Genomic DNA, 21518 nt, shown 5'->3' with positions numbered 1-21518 from the left:
TCAGTACCTCTTCAGCTCGATGATGTGGACCGGCTCGTGGTCGGGACCGAGATGCACCATGGCCTCCCGCAGGAAGTCCCACCACTGGTCTGTGATGAGGTCGTGGGCGCGGAAGCCCTCGTCGGGGTGCAGGCCCAGGGCCGGCATGTCGAAGACGACCCGGCTCCAGCGGGTGCTGTGCGGGTCGAGGTTGGCGATGACGATGACGACGTCCTCGTGCGCCGGGACGCCAGTCGTCTCGTCCGCGGGGACGGCGCGGCGCTTGCTGAACGCCATGATGTTCTCGTCGTCGACGTGGTGGAACGTGACGTTCCGCAGCCAGTGCAGGGCCGGGTGCTCGCGGCGGATCTCGTTGAGGCGACGCAGGTACCAGGCCAGCGACTGGCCCTCGCGCTCGCCGCCGGGCTCGTAGTCCTCCCAGCGCCGGTTGCGGTACTGGTACTTCTCGTTGTCGATCTGCTCCTCGGCGCCGGGGCGGGCGACGTGCTCCATGAGCTCGTAGCCGGTGTAGATGCCGTAGGTCGGCACGAGAGTGCCCGCGAGCGCTGCGCGCAGCTTCCACGCGGCCGGCCCGCCGAACTGCATGTAGGGCGTGAGGATGTCGTGCGTCGTCGGCCAGAAGCTCGGCCGCATGTAGTGCGCCGTCTCGGTCGCGAGCTCGGTGACGTACTCCTCGAGGTCGGGCTTGGTGTTGCGCCAGGCGTAGTAGGTGTAGCTCTGCTGGAACCCGGCCTTGGCGAGGGTGCGCATCATGGCCGGCTTCGTGAAGGCCTCGCTGAGCCAGATGATGTCCGGGTGGTCGCGGGCCACGTCCTGGATCAACCACTGCCAGAACTCGATCGGCTTGGTGTGCGGGTTGTCGACGCGGAAGAGCGTGACCCCGTGGTCGATCCAGACCTGGATCATCCGGCGCATCTCGGCGTAGGCGCCTTCGGGGTCGTTGTCGAAGTTCAGCGGGTAGATGTCCTGGTACTTCTTCGGCGGGTTCTCGGCGAACGCGATCGTCCCGTCGGCGCGGGTCGTGAACCACTCGGGGTGCTCGGTGACCCACGGGTGGTCGGGGGAGCACTGCAGCGCGATGTCCATGGCGACCTCGAGGCCGAGCCGGCGGGCCTCGCTGACGAAGAAGTCGAAGTCCTCGAACGTGCCGAGGTCGGGATGGATCGCGTCGTGGCCACCGTCGGCGGAGCCGATCGCGTAGGGGCTGCCGGGGTCGTCGGGCCCGGCGTCCAGGGTGTTGTTGGGGCCCTTCTTGGCGGCCTGCCCGATCGGGTGGATCGGGGTGAGGTAGATGACGTCGAAGCCCATGCCGGCGACCGCTTGGAGGCGCTTGGCGGCGGTGCGCAGGGTGCCGCTGCGCCAGGTGTGCGACTCCTCGTCGTAGACCGCGCCCTCGCTGCGGGGGAAGAACTCGTACCAGGCTCCCGTGAGGGCGAGCTGACGCTCGACGAGCAGCGGGTATGCCGTGCTCGGAGTGACGTGGTCCCTCACCGGGGTGCCCGTCAGCTCCTCGTGGACCGGCCCGTGGGTGACGGCCGACAGACGGACCTGGGGCGGGCGTGTCTCGTCCCGCAGGGCGGCTGCACCGGCCGCGAGGGTGGCCCGGCCCGCGGGGGTGCGGTCCTCGGTCTCGGCGGCGCGGTCGAGGAGCACCGCTCCCTCGGCGAGCATGAGGGCGGTGTCGACGTCGGCCTGGATCTTGACGGTGGCGTCGTGCTCCCACGTGCCGAAGGGGTCGGACCAGCCCTCGACGCGGAACGTCCACAGGCCGGTCCGGTCGGCCGAGACGACGGCCTCCCAGGTGTTGAGGCCGGGGTTGGTGCACACCATCTGCGTCACGTGGTCCGTGCCGTCCGGATCGGTGAGGACGACCGACGCGCTGACGGCGTCGTGCCCCTCGCGGATGACCGTCGCCTCGACCAGGAAGGTCTCGTCGACGACGGACTTGGTGGGTCGCGCGCCACCATCGACGAGGGGGGAGATGTCGAGGACGGGGATTCGTCCGATCGGGGTCTGGGGCGGAGTGCTGAGGGGGGTCGCGGTCACAGTGCGACGCTATCGTCCCGGGCGCCCTCATCACGAGTCGTCCACGCCTCGCCGCCCAGACCGTCCACGCCTCGACGCCCAGACCGTCGCCGGGGCGACGCCCGTTTCTCGCCGCATCGGCGCACGTCAGGGGCAGATGTGAGTAAACGTTTCCGCGGATCGACGATGTGACCCTAGGATGACGCCTCGTGAAGGCCATCCGTCGCTTCAGCGTCCGCCCCGTCCTGCCCACCCGCATCGCCGCGTTGGGCGATCTCGCGATGAATTTGCGCTGGAGCTGGCACCCGCCGCTGCGCGACCTCTTCGAGAGCATCGACCCGGGGCGGTGGACCGCGGTCGGCGCCGACCCGGTGGCCATGCTCTCGGCCACGCCGGTCGAGGAGCTCGACCGCCTCGCCGCCGACGACGCCTTCGTCGCCCGGGTAGAGGACGCCAAGCAGGGGCTCGAGCGCTACCTCGGTGAGGACCGTTGGTACCAGCAGTGGGCCGACGAGCAGGGCGACCAGGGCGCGCCCGCGGCGATCGCCTACTTCAGCCCCGAGTTCGGCATCGCCGCGGCGCTGCCGCAGTACTCCGGGGGCCTCGGCATCCTCGCCGGTGACCACCTCAAGGCGGCCTCCGACATCGGTGTGCCCATCGTCGGCGTCGGCCTGTTCTACAAGACCGGCTACTTCCGGCAGAGCTTCAACCGCGACGGCTGGCAGCAGGAGGACTATCCCGTCCTCGACCCCGACGGCCTCCCACTCTCGCTCCTGCGCGAGGAGGACGGCACCCCTTGTGCGGTCGTCGTCAAGCTGCCGGGTGGTCGCGAGCTGCGAGCCCAGGTGTGGCGCGCGCAGGTCGGTCGTGTCCCGCTGCTGCTCCTCGACTCCGACATCCCGGGCAACGACGAGGCCGCCCGCGCGGTCACCGAGCGCCTCTACGGCGGCGGCGGTGAGCAGCGGCTCCAGCAGGAGATGCTCCTCGGTGTCGGTGGGGTCCGCGCGCTGCGCCTGTGGTCCCGGCTCTCCGGTGCGCCCACGCCCGACGTCTACCACTCCAACGAGGGCCACGCCGGCTTCCTCGCGATCGAGCGGATCAGCGAGCTCGTGACCGGTGCCGGGCTGAGCTTCGACGAGGCGCTCGAGGCCGTGCGCGGCGCGACGGTCTTCACGACGCACACCCCGGTCCCGGCCGGCATCGACCGCTTCGAGCGCCGCCTCATCGAGATCTACTTCGGTGGTGACCTCGCTCCCGCCGGCGTCCCTGTCGACCGGCTCCTGGCCCTGGGCGCCGAGACCTACGAGGGCGGCGACTCGGCCATGTTCAACATGGCCGTCCTCGGACTGCGGATCGCGCAGCGCGCCAACGGCGTCTCGAAGCTTCCACGGGGTGGTGAGTCGCGACATGTTCGACGGCCTCTTCCCTGGCTTCGACGCCGACGAGGTGCCGATCACGAGCATCACCAACGGTGTCCACGGCCCGACGTGGGTGGACCGCAAGGTCTACGAGCTGGCCGACCGGCATACGGACGACGTCACCGTCGACACCACGGTGCTCGACAGCGAGGCCTCCTGGAAGGCCATGGCCGACCTGCCGCGCGACGAGGTCTGGGCCACCAAGCGTGAGCTGCGCGAGCAGCTCGTCAAGGAGGCCCGGGCCCGCGTGCGCGCCTCGTGGGTCGAGCGCGGTGCCTCGACGGCCGAGCTCGGCTGGACCGACGAGATCCTCGACCCCGACGTGCTCACGATCGGCTTCGCCCGTCGGGTCCCGACCTACAAGCGGCTCACGCTCATGCTGCGCGACCCCGCCCGCCTCAAGAAGCTGCTGCTCGACCCCGAGCGCCCGATCCAGATCGTCATCGCCGGCAAGTCGCACCCAGCCGATGAGACCGGCAAGCAGCTCATCCAGCAGATGATCAAGTTCACCGACGACCCGGAGGTGCGTCACCGCATCGCCTTCCTCCCGAACTACGACATCGCGATGGCCCAGCACCTCTACCCGGGCTGCGACGTGTGGCTCAACAACCCGCTGCGTCCGTTCGAGGCGTCCGGGACCTCGGGCATGAAGGCCGCGCTCAACGGGGCCCTCAACCTCTCGATCCTCGACGGCTGGTGGGACGAGTGGTTCGACGGCAACAACGGCTGGGCGATCCCGACGGCCGACGGTGTCGAGGACCCCGACCGTCGCGACGACATCGAGGCCAACGCGCTCTACGACCTCATCGAGAACCAGGTCGCGCCCCGGTTCTACGACCTCGACGACGACAAGCTTCCCGCAGAACTGGCTCGCCATGGTCATGCACACGGTCTCGACCCTCGGCCCCAAGGTCCGGGCGAGCCGCATGGTGCGCGAGTACACCGAGCGCCTCTACGTGCCCGCGGCCCGCGCCGGGTGGGCCCTCAAGGGCGAGGACTACGCCGGCGCTCGCGACCTCGCTGCCTACGCGAGTCGGGTCCGGGCGTCCTGGCCCAAGGTGAGCGTCGACCACATCGAGTCCTCCGGCGTGGGCGACAGCCCCGAGATCGGTGAGACCCTCCACGTCAACGCCTACGTCTCGCTCGACGGCCTCGCCCCCGAGGACGTCGAGGTGCAGGTCGCGCACGGCCGCACGAACCACCGCGGTGACGACCTCCTCGACGTCACGACGCTGTCGCTCGAGCACGCCGAGAGCTATGAGCACGGTCGCCATCAGTTCTCCGGCGACCTCATGCTCAAGACCAGCGGCGCGTTCGGCTACACCGTGCGGGTCCTGCCCAAGCACCCGGGCCTCGCCGCTCCCGCCAGCCTCGGCCTCGTCGCCACCGCCTGACCCCCCAGCTGCCGCATTATCGGGTCACCCGATAAAGGGGCGCTCGACCCGAGTTGCCAACCCGGGTGGAGCGCCCCTTTGTCGGGTCGAGTGGGTCCACGACGGGCCCGGGCTGCCCCGGCGACTCACCAGAGGAAGCGCGGCAGCAGCCACAGCACGAACCCGACGACGACGGGCAACGCCAACGCCGCGGACCCGTGCCGCTGGAGCGGTTCGTGCTCGAACCACGAGCCCGTCGCGCGCCGCATCCGACGCGACGCAACCACGAGGCCTCCGCCCAGGCTCAGGCCGAGGAGGCCGAGCCCGACGCGCTGGAGCACACCGTAGGCACCGACCCACGTCGTCCCCACCCTCCGACCACCGGCCTCGACGCCCACGACGTCGCCGTCGGACTGCGAGAGCATCACCGCGTCCGTGGCGTCGCCGAGGTCGTCGGAGGCTCGGCCGGGCAGCGCCACCTCGTGCGTGGGGCCGGATGACGGAGTCAGCGTCCAGTCGTTGCCGGCATCGCGCCAGGAAGGGTTGGGTCCCTCGATCGCGACGTCGTCACGGACCAGGCACATCTCCTCCCGCCCAGCCGCGCACGACCGGCCGTCCTCGACCACCCCTCCCCAGCGCCACGCGCCGACAGCACCCAGCCCGGTGAGCAGCCCGACCAGCACGAGCACGACGCCCAGAGGGAGGAGCACCACCGGACGCGACACGGCCTTGCCCATGCTCGGTCAGCCGAGGTCGTCGAGCGCCTTCTCGGACCCGGGGTGCAGCTCGACGGGGTCGGACTCCTTGGCCGTGGCCGGGTCGAGGTCCTTGGCGGCCGGGTGCACCTTCTCGAGGTCGGCCTTCTTGTCGAAGAGCAGCTTGGTGAGCGCGCACGCGTTGGCGTCCGACATGTCCGAGCGCACGAGCAGCACGTTGGGCACGACGACCGTCTTGGCATCGGCCGGGGTGCCATAGGTCGCGGCCGGGATGACGTCCTCCGCATACACCGGGTTGACGTCCTTGAGCTTGGGCAGCAGCGGCGTGATGTCGATGAACTGCACCTCGTCCTTCATCGCCGTCATGAGGTCGGTGATCCCGCCGGTGGGCAGACCGCCGGACCAGACGAGCCCGTCGATGCTGCCGTCCTTCATCGCGTCGACGGTCTTGGTGAGGTCGAGGCGCTGGGCCGAGACGTCCTTGGCCGGGTCGAGACCGGCGGCCTCGATGAGGCGGTTGGCGATGACCTCGGTGCCGGACTTCGGCGACCCGGTGGAGATGCGCTTGCCCTTGAAGTCCTCGACCTTGGTGATGCCGGACTTCTTGGACACGACGACCTGCGTGAAGTTCGAGTAGATCCGGGCGAGCGCCTTGACGTCGGCCTGCTTGCCCTCGAAGGCGCCCTTGCCGGTGACCGCGTCGGCCGCGGTGTCGGCGAGCGAGAAGGCGATGTCGTACTTCTTGTCGACGAGCTGTTGGATGTTCTGCACCGACGCACCCGTCTCGGCCGCTGTCGCCTTGAGCTCGGTGTTGGCGCTGATGACCTGCGCCAGACCGCCGCCCAGGGCGTAGTAGACGCCGGTGCTGTTGCCCGTCGCGATGGTGATCTGGCCCGAGCTCGCGGTGCAGTCGTTCGCTCCACCAGATGCGCCGCCCGCGGCGGTGTCGCTCGTGCGGTCCTGCTTGCCGCCACACCCCGTCAGGGCGAGCGCGGTGATGGTCGCGGCTGCGAGGGCCGCCGTACGAATTCGGTTGCGACTCATGCGTTTTCCTCCAGTGTGGTGGTGCTTCGGTCAACAGATGGGGTATGCCGTGTGCTCGCCTTCGTGATCCACGCGAGGGCCACGGCGGCGGCGAGGAAGGCCAGCCCGGCGCCGATCGAGAACGGCTGCAGGTAGAGCAGCAGGCCGGCCGCCGGGACGCACAGAGCGCGCACGACGGGCTTGGCGGGTCCGAAGAGCCACCCGCCGGTCACGACGGCCAACGCGGCCACCGCGAGCATCGAGACGACGGTGGTCCAGAGGATCGAGACGGCGTCGCCCTGCATGAGCAGGTGCGAGCCGTTGTCGGTGATGACGAACGCGAGGGCAGCGAGGAAGGCCGGCAGGGTGTACTTCCACGCGTGCCACATCGTCTTGATGGCGTCGCCGCCGGTGATGGCGGAGGCCGCGACGGCGGCGAGCGCCGTCGGTGGAGAGACCTCCGAGAGGACGGCGTAGTAGAAGATGAACATCGCCGTCTCGGGAGGGCTGGCTCCCAGCGTCTGCAGCGCCGGGCCGATGACGACCCACGCGATGATGAACGACGCCGTGACCGGCACGGCCAGCCCGAGGAGGGCGATGGCCACGGCCGCGAAGACGGCGGTGAGGATGAGCACCCCCGTGGGGTTGCTCGTGATGGCCTCCGCCGCGGAGACGAGCATCGATGCGAGCGACTGGCCGATGCCGGTCTTGACGATGACCGAGGTGATGATGCCCGCTGCGGCACAGACGGAGGCGACGGGCAGGACCGAACGGACACCGGCGGCGAGACCGCGATAGAGCTGCACGGCATACACCGGCAGTGCCTGTCCGAGCGGGAGGCGATCGGCGTCCGGGTCGAGCGGATCGCGGCCGGAGACAACCCTTTCCACGAGACCGAAGAGGGCAGCGACCGCAGTCGCATAGACCACGGCACGGAAGGGCGGGATGCCCAGCGCGAGGAACGCGACGATGACGAAGAGCGAGAGGAAGTGGTAGCCGAAGCGACGCAGCAGCTGCCAGGCGCTGCGGGTCGAGATGTGCACCTCACGGGCGCCGAACTTCCGGGCGTCCATCTCGACGGCGAGGATGATGCCGAGGTAGTAGAGCACGGTCGGGATCGTGGCCCAGAGCAGGACCTCGAGGTAGTTGACCCCGATGTACTCGGCGATGATGAACGCCGCCGCGCCCAGGGTCGGGGGCGAGAGGATCGCGCCGATGCCGGCAGCAGCGAGCATGCCGCCGGCGGCCTCTCGCGGGTAGCCGGCCTTCTTGAGGATCGGCCACGAGACGGACCCGAGGCTGACCGCGGTCGCCGTGCCGGAGCCGCTCACGGTGCCGAGGAGGAAGCCGCTCAGGGCGACGGTGCGACCCGGCGCCGACGAGCTCTTGCGGAACGCCGCGAACGAGATGTCGATGAAGAAGCGGCTCGCGCCGGTGGCCTCGAGCACGGCGCCATAGATCGTGAAGAGCACGATGTAGGTCGCGGCGACGTCGAGCGGGATCCCGAAGAAGCCCGACGCGTCGTTGTAGAAGCCGTTGATGATGTCGCCGAAGTTCATGCCCGCGTGACTGATCGACCACGACACCGGCAGGAACCCGCCGTAGTAGGCGAAAGCGAAGAACACGGCGCAGACGATCGGCAGGACGAGGCCGGTCGTGCGGCGGCAGGCCTCGAGGATGAGGAGCATGAGCAACGTGCCCATCGCCACGTCGACCGCACCGAGCGATCCCTGGCGGTCGAGGAAGGCGTTGAAGCCGCCGCCACCGTCACCGATCGTCAGGGGCAGCACGGGATAGAGGCAGACGACGAGCGCGAGGGCGGCCAGCGCCCAGTCGAGCACACCGGGGTTGTCATCGCCCTGGCTGCCGTCCGCCTGGGTGGTGCGGACACGTGCTCCCCGTCGGCGGGTGGCCCGATAGCAGACGAAGACGAGGGGGAGGACGGCCGCGAGGAAGAGGATGAGGTAGTACTGGCCGCCCTGTCGCAGCGGCGAGAACACCTGGTAGAGCACGAACATCGACACTGCGAAGCAGACTGCGGTCAGGGCCTGGTCGAGCCGGGGCGACAGTCGACGACCGGGTCGCTCCTCGTCGTACTCGCCGATGAGCTCGTCGACCGATGCCGTGCGGTCGACGTCGTCGTCGGGTCCGGTGATCTGCGCTGATCGCCCCATGGGCGACAAACCTACGACACACAACCCCTGAGAGGTATGCCGTCAGCGGGCTGCCGTCGTCAGGCGCGTTGCGCGCGCCCGGCGGTGACCGCCCTAGTTGAGGATGCGCATCGAGGAGGGCACGCCGCCGCCGCGCTGGACCTCTTCGGCCAGCTCCTGGAGTGCGGTGAGGGCGACGTTCTGCGAGAGCGGGCCGTGCGAGACCCGGGCGACGCCGAGCTCCTGCTGGCGCGCGAGCGACGGCGTCCCGGGGATGGCGATGGTCGTCAGGCGCTGCGGCCCGAAGGCGTCGACGAGGGTGACGATCTCGTCCTCGGTGAGTATCGCGGGCACGAACACGACGGGGGCGCCGGCGTCGAGATAGGCCTTCCCGCGCTCGACCGCCTCGGCGAGCACGACCGCGCGGTCGCGGTCCCGGCCGAGGTGGAACGCGTCGGTGCGGGCGTTGAGCACGAAGTCCGGGACGCCTTCGGCGGCGGCGGCGGCCATGACGGCCTCCACCTGCGCGACGGCCTCGGCGAGCGGCTTCATCTGGTCCTCGAGGTTGGCCCCGACGATCCCGACCCCGATCGCGCGACGGACGGTGTCGGCGGCGTCGCCGTAGCCGCCCTCGAGGTCGGCGCTCACCGGCAGGTCGGTCGCCTCGACGATGCGGCGGCTCATGTCGAGCATCTCCTCGACGGGTATGACCTCTCCGTCGGGGTAGCCCAGGGTCGCGGCGATCGAGTGGCTCGCGGTCGCCAGGGCCCTGGTGCCGGGCACGTCGGCGACGACCTTGGCCGAGATCGCGTCCCAGACGTTGACGACGGTGAGGAGCTCTGGGGCTCGGTGGAGGGCGAGCAGGTCGGTCGCGCGTGCGGAGGTAGTCATGTCAGGCATCAAAGCGGACGCGGCGGTTCCTATTCCCCCGGGCGCCCGATCTCGCCCTGCTCAGACGGCGTCCAGCCCCAGGCGGCCCTCCTTGAAGGCCTCGACGAAGAGGGGATAGTCGGTGTGCACCTGCGCGGCATACGCCATGGCCTGCTCGACCACCCACGTCGTGAACTCCGAGCGCCTCCCCTCGAGCGGGCCGGCGATCGCCTCCTCGACCTGGAAGGTCACGAGGTGCTGGTCGCTGTCCTCATCGGAGGCGCAGTGGATCTTGGCGGTGGCCTGCCCCAGCTGTCGCACCACGACGCCGATCTCGTCCGGCTCGTCGAGGTCCGACCAGGCCAGCCCCACCTCGTAGGGCGAGATCTCGGACAGGACGAAACCCACTCCGTCCATCGTCGTGTGCCCGAGGAGGGAGTCGGTGTGCGCCTGGAGGGCGCGCTGGCTGACCACGGTGCGGTGCGCCTCGTGCTCGAAGGCCGCGTCGATGTCGGCACTGTCGATGAAGCGGCTGAGCGCCGGCACGTTGGCCTGCTTCATCTGCACGACGACGTCGTTCTCGAGGGCCTGGCTGTGGCCCTCGAGCAGCAGGTTGTAGCTCGTGAGGCCGGCGCTTCCGATGCCGTGGGTGACGGTGGAGACGACGTCGCGCACGTCGTAGAAGACGGGGATGTGGCTGCGCTTGTCGTCGGGGATCGTCGACAGGTAGCCCTCGTAGGCCCCCATCACCCGCGCGCGCTCCGCCTTGCCGAGGCGGCGCACCCCGTCCTTGACGATGAAGAGCCGATGGTGCTCCTCCACGGTGGTCAGCCCGTTGAGCAGGTCCACCCGGCGCACCTCGCGAGCCTTGCGCAGCGCAGCAAGGACGGGACCGCGAGCGTTCTCGAGACGGATGGCGAACTCGGTGTCGTCGGGCGTGCCGCGGTAGTGGTTGACCTGGCGCAGGTACGAACGCAGGTAGGTCTCGATCAGCGCGCGCACCTCCTCGTCAGGGAGCGCCTTCTGCCAGCCGTGCAGTGCCAGCGACGTGCTGAAGCGCAGCAGGTCCCAGGTGAAGTGGCCGACGTAGGCCTCGTCGAAGTCGTTGACGTCGAAGACCAGCCGGCCGGCGGAGTTGAGGTAGGTGCCGAAGTTCTCGACGTGCAGGTCGCCGTGGACCCAGATCCGGGAGGACCGCTCGTCGACGTAGGGGGCGTCCATCCGGGTGACGTCCCGGTAGAACAGAGCGGCGGAGCCGCGGTAGAAGGAGTGCGGGTCGTGCGCCATCCGCCGGAACTTGTGCCGGTATGCCGTCGGGTGGGCAGACATCGCCTCACCGAACGACTCCTGGAGCACGTCGACGATGGTGCGCGTGCGGCTCTCGGACCGGGTTGTCGGCATGGTTCGGACCCTACTGCCGGGAGAGGCTCCAAACCGGGCGCGCGCCAAGTGCCGTTGGGACGCAGGACCGCGCCTCGAGAATCCCCCAGGGCGGCAGCAACGTCTGCTCGACAGGACGACTCTGCCAACTCTGGTTACCCTGTGGTCAACAGTTCTGTGGGGGCCTGTGGACAACTGCACGGTCGCTCTCGCGAATCTTGTTTGGATGGCGGGGACAGCGACGAGAGATCGTCGACGAGAGATCAACATCGACGCGTGAGCCAGTGGGGTGAGCGCGAGCATTGAGGGGGAGGGGTCCCGTTGGACGCCGTGCGTACCGTTGAGGCCGAGGTCCGTGAGCTCATCCGACGCTCCGGACTCGACCCCGCGCGCGACCCCAAGGCCGTGCAGCGTCTCGTCCGCGACGCCGTCGCCGACTACGACCAGCGCTCGATGCACGGCGGTATGCCAGTGCTCGTCGATGTGGCTCGGACCGAGAAGTCCGTGTGGGACACCGTTGCCGGCTTCGGACCGCTCCAGCAGTACTTCGACGACCCGACGGTCGAGGAGATCTGGATCAACGAGCCGACCCGTGTCTTCATCGCCCGCAACGGTGTGGCCGAGCTGACGACGACCCTGCTCACCGGCGACGAGGTGCGCGACCTCGTCGAGCGCATGCTCAAGTCCTCGGGTCGGCGGGTCGACCTCTCCAGCCCGTTCGTCGATGCCGTCCTGCCCGACGGCTCGAGGCTCCACGTCGTCATCCCCGACATCACCCGTGAGCACTGGCACGTCAACGTCCGCAAGTTCATCGTCAAGGCCGACAGCCTCGACGACCTGGTCCGGCTGGGCACGGTGACGCGCCAGGCCGCGACCTTCCTCGATGCGGCAGTGGCATCGGGCCTCAACATCCTCGTGGCGGGAGGCACGCAGGCGGGCAAGACCACGATGCTCAACTGCCTCGCGTCCGCGATCCCGGCCCGCGAGCGGGTGGTCACCTGCGAGGAGGTCTTCGAGCTGAAGATCCCGATGCGCGACGTGGCGTCGATGCAGTGTCGCCAGCCCTCGCTCGAGGGCACCGGCGAGGTGCCACTGCGACGGCTCGTCAAGGAGGCGCTGCGCATGCGGCCCTCGCGGATCATCGTCGGTGAGGTGCGCCAGGCCGAGAGCCTCGACCTCCTCATCGCGCTCAACAGCGGGCTTCCGGGCATGTGCACGATCCATGCCAACAGTGCCCGCGAAGCGATCACCAAGATGTGCACCTTGCCGCTGCTCGCCGGCGAGAACGTCGGCAGCCGCTTCGTCGTGCCGACCGTCGCCGGCTCGATCGACATCGTCGTCCACGCCGCCCTCGAGCGCGACGGCACGCGCCGCATCCGAGAGATCGCTGCGGTGCCCGGTCGGGTCGAGGGCGACGTCATCGAGATCGCCGACCTGTTCGTGCGTCGTGGGGACGAGCTCGTGCGCGCCGATGGCTACCCTCCTCACCGCGACCGCTTCGAACGGGCGGGATACGACCTTCCGGCCCTGCTCGCCCAGGGGTCGACGTGACGGGCATCGTCGTCGGCCTCCTCTTCGGCACCGGGCTCTTCTGCATCTGGTGGAGCTTCTGGCCCCGCGACGAGAACCCGAGCCGGCAGCCTGAGCCACCCACGCTGATCCGGGTCCTTCGCGACGACCTGGTCCAGGCGGGCTACCCGACCGTGACACCGCGCATGCTCCTCGTGGGGTGCGGAGTGGCGTTCACCCTGGTCTTCCTCTTCGTGTATGCCGTGGTCGCCGTCCCGGCGATCGGCTTCTGCTTCGGTCTCATGGCGGCATGGGGTCCCTATGCGCTGGTCCGGATGCGGGCGCGGCAGCGTCGCAACCGGTTGCGTGACCTGTGGCCGGATGCCGTCGACAACATCACCTCCGCGGTGCGAGCCGGCATGTCCCTGCCCGAGGCGGTCTCGCAGCTCGGGCTCCGTGGCCCCGAGGAGCTGCGGCCGGCCTTCCAGGCCTTCGCGCAGGACTACCGCATCACGGGGCGGTTCCACGACTGCCTCGACCGGCTCAAGGAGCGGCTCAGCGACCCCGTCGCCGACCGGCTCATCGAGTCGCTGCGCATCGCCCGCGAGGTCGGGGGCAGCGACCTCGGCCGGCTCTTGCGCACGTTGTCCGTCTTCCTGCGCGAGGACTCGCGCACCCGCTCAGAGCTCGAGACCCGGCAGGCGTGGACGGTCAACGCTGCCCGGCTCGCGGTGGCGGCACCGTGGATAGTCCTCGCGATGCTGTCGACCCGACCCGAGTCGGTCCAGGCGTACTCCACGGGCACGGGGGCGCTCGTGCTGCTCTTCGGGGCAGCCATGACGGCCATCGCCTACTGGATCATGGTGCGCATCGGCCGCCTCCCCGAGGACGAGCGGGTGCTCCGGTGACCGATCTCGCACGCTCCGGCGCCATCCTCGGCTTCCTCATGGGCGCGGGCCTGCTCCTGACGTGGGTCGGCCTGCCGCGCCATCGTCGAGCGGGGTTGGGTGACCGGGTCCTGCCCTACCTCAAGGACACCCCGAGACCCTCGAACCTGCTCGCCGTGGACAGCCAGACGAAGGGGGTGTTCTCGGTCCTGCTCGCGCCGGTGGTCGGTGAGCTTTCCGGCCACGTGGAGCGGATCATGGGCGGAGCACCGTCCATCCGCCGTCGCCTCCTGCGAGCCGGACTGGCTCCGGACGTGGACAGGTTCCGAGCGCAACAGGTGCTCTGGGGTGTGGGTGGTGGACTCGGGATGCTTGCCGTCGGGACGCTGGCCTTCTTCACCCGTGGCTCCAGCCCTGTCCTCGTCGTGCTGCTCACGGCCATCGGTGTCGCGTCCGGTGTCGTCGCGGCCGACTGGTTCCTCAGCCGCCGTGCCGCCAAGCGCGAGGAGCGCATGCTCGCCGAGTTCCCCACGGTCGCCGAGCTGCTCGCACTCGCCGTGGGGGCCGGTGAGGGGGCCGTCGGTGCTCTCGAGAGAGTGTGCCGGCTGTCCCATGGCGCGCTCTCCGACGAGCTTCGCCGGTGCCTGGCCGATGCCCGAGCCGGTGCCAGCCTCCCCGTCGCCCTCCACGGTCTCGCCGACCGCACCGGGCTCATGAGTCTCACCCGGTTCGTCGACGGCATCGTCATCGCCGTCGAGCGCGGGACCCCCCTCGCCGACGTCCTGCGCGCACAGGCGCAGGACGTGCGGGAGGAGGGCCGCCGCCTCGTCATGGAGGCCGGGGGCAAGAAGGAGATCGCCATGATGGTCCCGGTCGTCTTCCTGGTGCTCCCCGTCACCATCCTCTTCGCCGTATATCCCGGCTTCTCGTTCCTGAACTTCTCGATATGACACCTGAATTCGTCGATGTGACACCAGCGAAAGGCAGCACCATGCAGACCATCCAGCGATCGCTCGTCCGAGCCCAGCTCGCCGCCATGCACCTCGTCGACAACGCCGATCGTCGGCGTGAGCGCGGCGACGTGCCGGGCTGGGTCCTCATCACCCTCATGACGGCCGGGCTGGTCGCGGTCCTGTGGACGGTGGCCGAGGACCAGCTGCAGAACCTGTTCCAACAGGCCATGGACAGCGTCTCTCGTTGAGATGACCACGCTCGCCCGTCGGGACGAGCGCGGGTCGGCCGTGGCGGACTTCGTCATGGTCTCGGGGCTCGTCGTGTTCCTGTTCATGACGGTCTTCCAGCTCGGGCTCGTCCTCCACATCCGCAACACCCTCATCTCGTGCGCGAGCGAGGGTGCGCGGCTCGGTGCCCGCGCTGACGCCGATCCGGGGATGGGGGCCGCCAGGGCGCGAGAGCTCATCGAGACCTCGCTGTCCGACGACTACGCCGACAACGTCTCGGTGGGCACCGACGTGGTCGAGGGGGTGCAGGTCGTCGAGGTGCGGGTGCGTGCGCCGTTCCCGGTTCTCGGCCTGCTGGGGCCGGATGGCCAGCTCGACGTCACCGGCCGAGCCTTCCTCGAGCGGCAGTGAGCGAGGTGAGCGCATGGACAGGAACACCTGGCGGGACCGACTAGGGCAGGCCCGCGGCGAGGAGGGGAGCGCCATCCTCGAGTTCATCTTCCTCGCCGTCCTCATGCTCGTGCCCCTCATCTACCTCGTCATGACGCTGGGGCGGATCCAGGCCGGTTCGTATGCCGTGACGACGGCCGCGCGCGAAGCCGGACGCGCCTTCGTGACGTCGCAGTCCGGGCAGGACGCGGCGGCGCGGGCACAGGCGGCCTCCGAGGTGGCGTTCGCGGACCAGGGCTTCGGCGGGAGGGGGACGATGGAGGTCGCCTGCTCGACCTCCCCGTGCCTCACTCCGGAGGCCCGCATCGAGACGACGGCCCGGGTCGTCGTCCCCCTGCCTCTCATCCCCGGCTTCGCCCGCGACGTCGTTCCTCTCGAGATCCCGCTGACCGCGAGCCACCTCTCGACCGTCGACCGGTTCCGAGGTTCATCGTGACCAGGCATGGCCAGCAGGTTCGAAACCCGCTGCGGCACAGTCCTGTCCAGCGTGACGAGCAGGGGCGGGTCGCCCTCCTCGTCCTCGTCTTCACGATGATCTGCGTGCTGCTCATCACCGGTGTCATCGCCGTGACGTCCGTGCACCTGTCCCGGATGAAGCTCCTCGACGCCGCCGACGGCGCCGCCCTGGCAGCCGCGAACGCACTCGACGACACGGCATACGGGGGAGGTGTGGGTGAGGCGGTCCCGCTCAGCAACGCCACGGTCCAGCAGGCCGCAGGTGACTACGTCGCGAGACGACCGATGCCCGCCGGGATGCGCGAGTGGGGGCTCGGCGCAGAGACTGGGACGCCCGACGGCGAGCTCGCGGTCGTCCACATGTCTTGCGTCGCAAAGGTGCCGCTGGTCGGCTGGATGCTGGGCGACGGAGTGCGTGTCGACGTCGTGTCCCGCGCGCGGGCAGACCTCGAGTAGGGCCATGATGTGCCCGTGGACACCCAGCGACTGGCCCGCCCGTGGCACGCCCTCACCGCCGTCGTGACCTGGGCGGCGCTCATCCTCCAGGTCGCCCTCGTCCTCAAGGGTGGCCGGGTCCTCGATGAGTCGGTCGGGCCCGTCCCGCTCGGCACCCGCCTCATCCGGTTGGTCTCCTACTTCACGATCCTGTCCAACCTGCTCGTGGCGGTCACGACGACGACGCTGGCGCTGCGGCAGGACACCTTCCCGAGGTGGTGGCGGGTCATTCGGCTCAATGCCATCATCTGCATCGCCGTCACCGGCGTCGTCCACTTCTTCCTCCTGCGGCCGCTGCTCGACCTGAGCGGTGCCGACTGGGCGGCCGACAAGCTGCTGCACATGGTCGTCCCGCTGCTCGCCATCATCGGGTGGCTCGCCTTCGGCCCTCGCGGCCGGGTCGACAGCAGCCTCCTGCTGCCCTCGCTCATCTTCCCGATGGGGTGGCTCGTCTACACCCTCGTGCGTGGCGCCGTCGTCGACTGGTACCCCTACCCGTTCCTCGACGTCGGGCTCCACGGCTACCCGAGCGCCCTCCTCGCCTGTGCCGGAGTCGCAGTGCTCCTGCTCGCCCTGACCTGGGCCGCCATCAGGCTCGACCCGCGCCTGCCGGGCCAGCATGCAAAGGAGTCACGCCACGTCCCTGCGTGATGTGGCCACGGGCCGGTCCGCGACGTGCCAGATTGGGCACATGAGCGACACGACGGGCGGCCCGAACCTGACCCAGCAGCGCACCTTGGCCACGGCCATCCCCGGCCCGAAGTCTCTCGAGCTGCAGGCCCGCAAACAGGCCGCCGTCGCGGCCGGGGTCGGCACGACGCTGCCCGTCTACGTTGTGGCAGCCGGCGGTGGGGTGGTCCTCGACGTCGACGGCAACTCGCTCATCGACTTCGGGTCCGGCATCGCCGTCGTGACAGTGGGCAACAGCGCCCCGCGCGTCGTCGAGGCCGTCACCGAGCAGGTCCAGGCCTTCACCCACACCTGCTTCATGATCACGCCCTACGACGGCTACGTCCGCGTCGCCGAGGCGCTCAACCGGCTCACCCCCGGCGACCACGAGAAGCGCACCGCCCTCTTCAACTCCGGGGCCGAGGCCGTCGAGAACGCCGTCAAGATCGCCCGTCAGCACACCAAACGGCAGGGGGTCGTCGTCTTCGACCACGCGTACCACGGTCGGACCAACCTGACCATGGCGATGACGTCGAAGAACATGCCCTACAAGTCCGGCTTCGGCCCCTTCGCCGGCGAGGTCTACCGGGCGCCGCTGTCCTACCCCTATCGCGACGGGCTGGACGGCAAGGCCGCCGCGGCCCGTGCCATCAACGTCATCGAGAAGCAGGTCGGTGTCGAGAACCTCGCCGCCGTCGTCATCGAGCCGATCCAGGGGGAGGGCGGCTTCATCGTCCCGGCTCCCGGCTTCATCGCCGAGCTGGTGCAGTGGTGCCGTGACAACGGCGTCGTCTTCGTCGCCGACGAGGTGCAGACCGGGTTCGCCCGCACCGGAGCGCTGTTCGCGATGGAGCACGAGGACGCCGTGCCGGACCTCATCGTCACGGCCAAGGGGATCGCCGGCGGGTTGCCGCTGGCCGCGGTCACGGGGCGCGCCGACATGATGGACGCCCCCCACGTCGGCGGGCTCGGCGGGACCTACGGCGGCAACCCGCTCGCGTGCGCCGCAGCCCTCGCCGTCATCGAGACCATCGACGCCGACGACCTCGTGGGCCGCGCCCGGGCCATCGAGGCCACGATGATGGAGCGCCTGACCGCCCTCGCCGAACGCGACCCGAGGGTCGGCGACCTGCGCGGTCGCGGGGCGATGATCGCGATCGAGCTCGTGGACCCAGCCACCGGCGCGCCGGATGCCGGTCTGACCAAGGCCGTCGCGACAGCCGCCCACCAGCGCGGGCTCATCGTCCTCACCTGCGGCACCGAGGGCAACGTCCTGCGCTTCCTGCCCCCACTGGCGATGCCCGACCACCTGCTCACCGAGGGTCTCGACCTCCTCGACGAGGTCTTCGCCGACGCCTGATCGTGGGCCGACCAGCGGTCAGTGGCAGCTGGGCGCCGCACCGCCCTTGCCGCCATCAGGCTTCGGAGCCTGCGAGGCCTTCTCGGTCGGGGCCACGTTGATCGACGGGTTGCGGTCGAAGAAGCCAAAGGGCTTGAGCCAGAAGGCAATCGTGTCCGCCGGCATGATCGGCCAGTCCTCGACCCGGGTGATGTGGTGGATCCCCATGACGTACCAGAGCACGACGTCGGTGTTCTCGAGCGGCTCGTCGTCGGCGACCCACCGGCTCATGCCCGTGTCCTCGCGTGACTGGGTCGGGTAGGCGCCTGCCGGCCACAGCTCGTTCGCGTGGTTCTTCGTCACCCACAGCGTGTGCCCGATGACCGGCGCACGGAGGAACTGCGGGGCCTCGGGGTCCATCAGTGCCGGGACCGAGGCGCTCGGGACGAGCTTGTATGCCGGGTGCGTCCCGTGTGCGTTGGTGCGGTTCGGGTTGACGACCTTCCAGGCCCGCTGCCGCTGCCAGTCGAAGTCCCGGCCCGACTCGGCCTCGGACCGCACCGGCGTCGACCGCGTCCTCAGGGCGAGCCCGTGCGGGTTGTCGGCCGAGATCGGGACGACCTCGGAGTCCACCTCGTGCACCGTGTTGTCCTCACCGTCGACGTCGAGGTCGAGCCGGGCCACGATGAAGTGCTGGTGGAAGGGCGCATAGGTCTGGTTGTCCACGACGGTGCCGGTCTCCGGGGCGGGGGAGCCCTCGGCGTAGGGCGTCGTGACCATGAGCCCGGTCGCCCGGACCTCGCACTCGATGCTGCCGTCCTGGTAGAAGCGCCAGTAGACGATGTACTCGTAGTTGGCCACCGTGGCGTGGAACGAGACGACGAGCCTTCGCATCCGGCGCACCTCGGCGCCCGTGCGGTCGTCGACGTGCTTCCACAGCAGGGCGTTGTCCTCCTCGTGGATGCAGATCGCGTTGGGGATGTCATAGGGCTCGCCGCGGCTGTCGTGCAGCGTCGCGTCGAGGTAGCGGATCTCGCCGAGGCAGTCGCAGCCCAGCTCCAGCGAGGTCGTCATGAACCCCAGGCCCCACTCGCCGATGTCGTAGGCCGTGCGCCGGTAGTGCTCGAAGCTCGGGTCGCGGTAGGGAACGATCATCTCCGCGAACGACATTCGGTGTGCGATGGGCCGACCGTCGTAGCCCACCTGGTGCAGCACGAGCCCCTCGCGGAAGGTGAAGCCGACCCGCAGCCGCCAGCCCTGCCAGGACAGCTCGTTGCCGTCGAGTGCGAACGAGACCCCGTCGGGCTGGGTGATGTGCAGTGGCTTGAGGTCCGAGCGCAGCTCACCACCACGGACGGAAGGTGCGTACTCACCGTCGACACGCGGCATACCGGGGTTGGGTCCCTCGTCGATCTCGAGGAGCTGACCGGTGTTCATGTCGACGATGAGCTTGATCCCGGGCACGGGGTGCGCATAGGGGTTGCCGTCCGGGGTCTCCCGCAGCCACAGGTCGCACCACCCCAGCCGGCGGTCGCGCCACTTCTCGGGCATGAGGTCGTAGCCGTAGGTCCAGGCGTCGACCAGCAGCAGGCTGAGGTCGGTGATGCCGCGCTTGGCCAGGGCGGCGATGACGTCGGGATGGGCGCGCATGAGCACGTCGATCTCGTGCCACTCGTCGATGGTGAAGTTCGGGGTCATGCCCGGCACGTGGGTCCACGTCACGACCCGGTCGGCGGTGAGGTCGACGACCGCCTCGTAGGCCCGGTTGTCGTCCCGGTTCCATGCGACGGCGAAGGCGGTCCGCGCGAGCGGTGCACCGGCCTCTGCGTCCCGCAGTGCGGCCTTGTCCGGCTCCTGGAGAGAGATTCCGGCGAAGCGCCACCGCTCGTCGACGCCCTGGTCCCGTCGCAGGATGGCGGCGGTCGCCCGGAACTCCTCGGCGGACAGCGGATCCAGCGGGTGATCGGTCATTTCTGCTCCAATGCCTCGTCGCCGTTGCCCATCCGGCCTAGCCTGATCGCAGAAGGGCATCGGCGTAATGAGTTCGGCGAATCCGGGAGTGACGAATGTCGACGAAGAAGGTTCTGCACAACATCATCGACGGCGAGGCCCAACCAGCGGCGTCCGGCGCGATGATGGACATCATCGACCCCTCGACGGGGGAGGTCTATGCAACCGCGCCGCACTCGGACGAGGCGGACGTCGACCGGGCGTGCGCCGCCGCCGGCAAGGCCTTCGAGAAGTGGCGCTGGACCACCCCGAACGAGCGCCAACAGGCGCTGCTCAAGCTCGCCGACGTCGTCGAGAGCAACGCCGATGAGCTGGTGGCGATCGAGTCCGAGAACACCGGCAAGCCGTTCTCGGTGACGATGTCCGAGGAGCTGCCGGTGATGGTGGACCAGATCAGGTTCTTCGCCGGTGCCGCGAGGATCCTCGAGGGCAGGTCCTCGGGCGAATACATGCGCGGCTACACGTCCTCGGTCCGGCGCGAGCCGATCGGTCCGGTCGCCCAGGTCACGCCGTGGAACTACCCGATGATGATGGCGGTGTGGAAGTTCGCGCCCGCGCTGGCCGCCGGCTGCACCGTCGTCCTCAAGCCGTCCGACACCACCCCGGCATCGTCGGCATGGATGTTCGAGAAGATGCAGGACATCTTCCCGCCCGGGGTGTGCAACCTCGTCACCGGCGACCGCGACACCGGCGCGGCCCTGACTAAGCACAAGGTGCCGCAGCTCGTCTCCATCACCGGCTCGACCCGCGCCGGCATGGCGGTGGCCACCGCAGCGGCGGCCGACCTCAAGAAGGCCCACCTCGAACTCGGTGGCAAGGCGCCGGTCGTGGTGTTCGACGACGTCGACATCGCCTCGGCGGTCGAGGGCATCTCCGTCGCAGGCCTGTTCAACGGTGGCCAGGACTGCACCGCCGCCACCCGGGTCATCGTGCAGGACGGGATCTACGACGAGTTCACCGCCGCGCTGGCCAAGGCGGCCGCGGACACCAAGACCGGCTACGACCGCTCCGACGACGACATCCTCTATGGCCCGATCAACAACGAGAACCAGCTCGGCCACATCTCCGGCCTGGTCGACCGCACGCCCCCGCACGCCCGCGTCGCCACCGGCGGGCAGCGGCTCGACCGGCCGGGCTACTTCTATGCACCGACCGTCATCGCCGACCTGCGCCAGGACGACGAGCTGGTGCAGACCGAGGTGTTCGGGCCGGTCATGACGGTGCAGCGCTTCACCACCGAGGATGACGCCGTGCGGATGGCCAACGACACGGTCTACGGACTGTCCTCGTCGGTGTGGACCAAGGACGCCAGCACCGCGGCCCGCATGGCGGCGAGGCTCGACTTCGGGTGCGTGTGGATCAACACCCACATCCCGCTGCTGGCCGAGATGCCCCACGGCGGCTTCAAGCACTCCGGCTACGGCAAGGACCTGTCGGTCTACGGGTTCGAGGACTACACCCGGATCAAGCACGTCATGCAGCACCACGGGTTCGAGGGCTGACCCGCAGCTGCCGACTTCGTGCCCCATTGGGCCGTGTGTGCGTCGGGCGCACCTGCGCACTC

17 protein-coding genes and 1 pseudogene are annotated in these 21518 nt (G+C 69.6%); 11 read left to right on the top strand and 7 right to left on the bottom strand.

The features are described 5' to 3' along the window. Positions 1-2046: an alpha-1,4-glucan--maltose-1-phosphate maltosyltransferase gene (locus ACZZ98_RS02215; protein WP_463514749.1), complete on the bottom strand. Its 2046-nt coding sequence runs from the start codon at positions 2044-2046 to the stop codon at positions 1-3. A gap of 188 nt (positions 2047-2234) precedes the next feature. Between ACZZ98_RS02215 and glgP the strand changes: the two are divergent. Beyond that, a pseudogene (gene glgP, locus ACZZ98_RS02210) lies at positions 2235-4837 on the top strand (alpha-glucan family phosphorylase). 125 nt (positions 4838-4962) lie between these two features. Here the strand turns inward: glgP and ACZZ98_RS02205 are convergent. The 5 genes from ACZZ98_RS02205 to ACZZ98_RS02185 form a co-directional block, all read right to left on the bottom strand. Further along, a complete protein-coding gene (locus ACZZ98_RS02205; RefSeq protein ID WP_463514748.1) occupies positions 4963-5553 on the bottom strand; it encodes a hypothetical protein in 591 nt (196 codons plus the stop codon). A 6-nt stretch (positions 5554-5559) separates the two neighbouring features. Then, positions 5560-6576, bottom strand: coding sequence for a TAXI family TRAP transporter solute-binding subunit (locus tag ACZZ98_RS02200; RefSeq protein ID WP_463514747.1), 1017 nt, complete (start codon positions 6574-6576; stop codon positions 5560-5562). Then, positions 6573-8729, bottom strand: a complete 2157-nt coding sequence (locus ACZZ98_RS02195; protein ID WP_463514746.1) for a TRAP transporter permease — start codon at positions 8727-8729, stop codon at positions 6573-6575. Before ACZZ98_RS02195 ends, ACZZ98_RS02200 begins: the two co-directional genes overlap by 4 nt. A gap of 93 nt (positions 8730-8822) precedes the next feature. Beyond that, complete coding sequence (locus ACZZ98_RS02190) at positions 8823-9599, bottom strand: isocitrate lyase/PEP mutase family protein (protein WP_463514745.1); 777 nt, start codon at positions 9597-9599, stop codon at positions 8823-8825. 60 nt (positions 9600-9659) lie between these two features. Continuing rightward, positions 9660-10979, bottom strand: coding sequence for a DUF2252 domain-containing protein (locus ACZZ98_RS02185; RefSeq protein WP_463514744.1), 1320 nt, complete (start codon positions 10977-10979; stop codon positions 9660-9662). Positions 10980-11279: 300 nt separating this feature from the next. On the opposite strand from ACZZ98_RS02185, the gene ACZZ98_RS02180 reads away from it, so the two are divergent. From ACZZ98_RS02180 to gabT, 9 genes are read left to right on the top strand one after another with little or no spacing between them, the layout of a single operon-like run. Further along, positions 11280-12509: a CpaF family protein gene (locus tag ACZZ98_RS02180; protein ID WP_463514743.1), complete on the top strand. Its 1230-nt coding sequence runs from the start codon at positions 11280-11282 to the stop codon at positions 12507-12509. Then, complete coding sequence (locus ACZZ98_RS02175; RefSeq protein ID WP_463514742.1) at positions 12506-13375, top strand: type II secretion system F family protein; 870 nt, start codon at positions 12506-12508, stop codon at positions 13373-13375. The genes ACZZ98_RS02180 and ACZZ98_RS02175 overlap by 4 nt, the downstream gene beginning before the upstream one ends. Next, complete coding sequence (locus ACZZ98_RS02170) at positions 13372-14304, top strand: type II secretion system F family protein (protein ID WP_463514741.1); 933 nt, start codon at positions 13372-13374, stop codon at positions 14302-14304. The genes ACZZ98_RS02175 and ACZZ98_RS02170 overlap by 4 nt, the downstream gene beginning before the upstream one ends. A 41-nt stretch (positions 14305-14345) precedes the next feature. After that, a complete protein-coding gene (locus tag ACZZ98_RS02165) occupies positions 14346-14555 on the top strand; it encodes a hypothetical protein (RefSeq protein WP_463517819.1) in 210 nt (69 codons plus the stop codon). A 1-nt stretch (position 14556) separates the two neighbouring features. Then, positions 14557-14946: a TadE family protein gene (locus tag ACZZ98_RS02160; protein ID WP_463514740.1), complete on the top strand. Its 390-nt coding sequence runs from the start codon at positions 14557-14559 to the stop codon at positions 14944-14946. 13 nt (positions 14947-14959) lie between these two features. After that, complete coding sequence (locus tag ACZZ98_RS02155) at positions 14960-15421, top strand: TadE/TadG family type IV pilus assembly protein (RefSeq protein ID WP_463514739.1); 462 nt, start codon at positions 14960-14962, stop codon at positions 15419-15421. Continuing rightward, a complete protein-coding gene (locus tag ACZZ98_RS02150; RefSeq protein ID WP_463514738.1) occupies positions 15418-15897 on the top strand; it encodes a pilus assembly protein TadG-related protein in 480 nt (159 codons plus the stop codon). The genes ACZZ98_RS02155 and ACZZ98_RS02150 overlap by 4 nt, the downstream gene beginning before the upstream one ends. 15 nt (positions 15898-15912) lie before the next feature. After that, complete coding sequence (locus ACZZ98_RS02145) at positions 15913-16587, top strand: Pr6Pr family membrane protein (RefSeq protein ID WP_463514737.1); 675 nt, start codon at positions 15913-15915, stop codon at positions 16585-16587. A gap of 40 nt (positions 16588-16627) precedes the next feature. Next, positions 16628-17965 carry a 4-aminobutyrate--2-oxoglutarate transaminase gene (gene gabT / locus ACZZ98_RS02140; protein ID WP_463514736.1) on the top strand — a complete coding sequence of 446 codons (1338 nt, stop codon included), beginning with the start codon at positions 16628-16630 and terminating at the stop codon, positions 17963-17965. 18 nt (positions 17966-17983) lie between these two features. Here the strand turns inward: gabT and ACZZ98_RS02135 are convergent, their stop codons facing one another. Next, a complete protein-coding gene (locus ACZZ98_RS02135; RefSeq protein ID WP_463514735.1) occupies positions 17984-19915 on the bottom strand; it encodes a primary-amine oxidase in 1932 nt (643 codons plus the stop codon). Positions 19916-20010: 95 nt separating this feature from the next. Between ACZZ98_RS02135 and ACZZ98_RS02130 the strand changes: the two genes are divergently transcribed. After that, a complete protein-coding gene (locus ACZZ98_RS02130; protein WP_463514734.1) occupies positions 20011-21456 on the top strand; it encodes a gamma-aminobutyraldehyde dehydrogenase in 1446 nt (481 codons plus the stop codon). Positions 21457-21518: the final 62 nt, after the last annotated feature.

The sequence above is a fragment of the Knoellia sp. AC549 genome (assembly GCF_979258975.1).
This window is presented reverse-complemented; position numbering and strand designations above follow the sequence as displayed.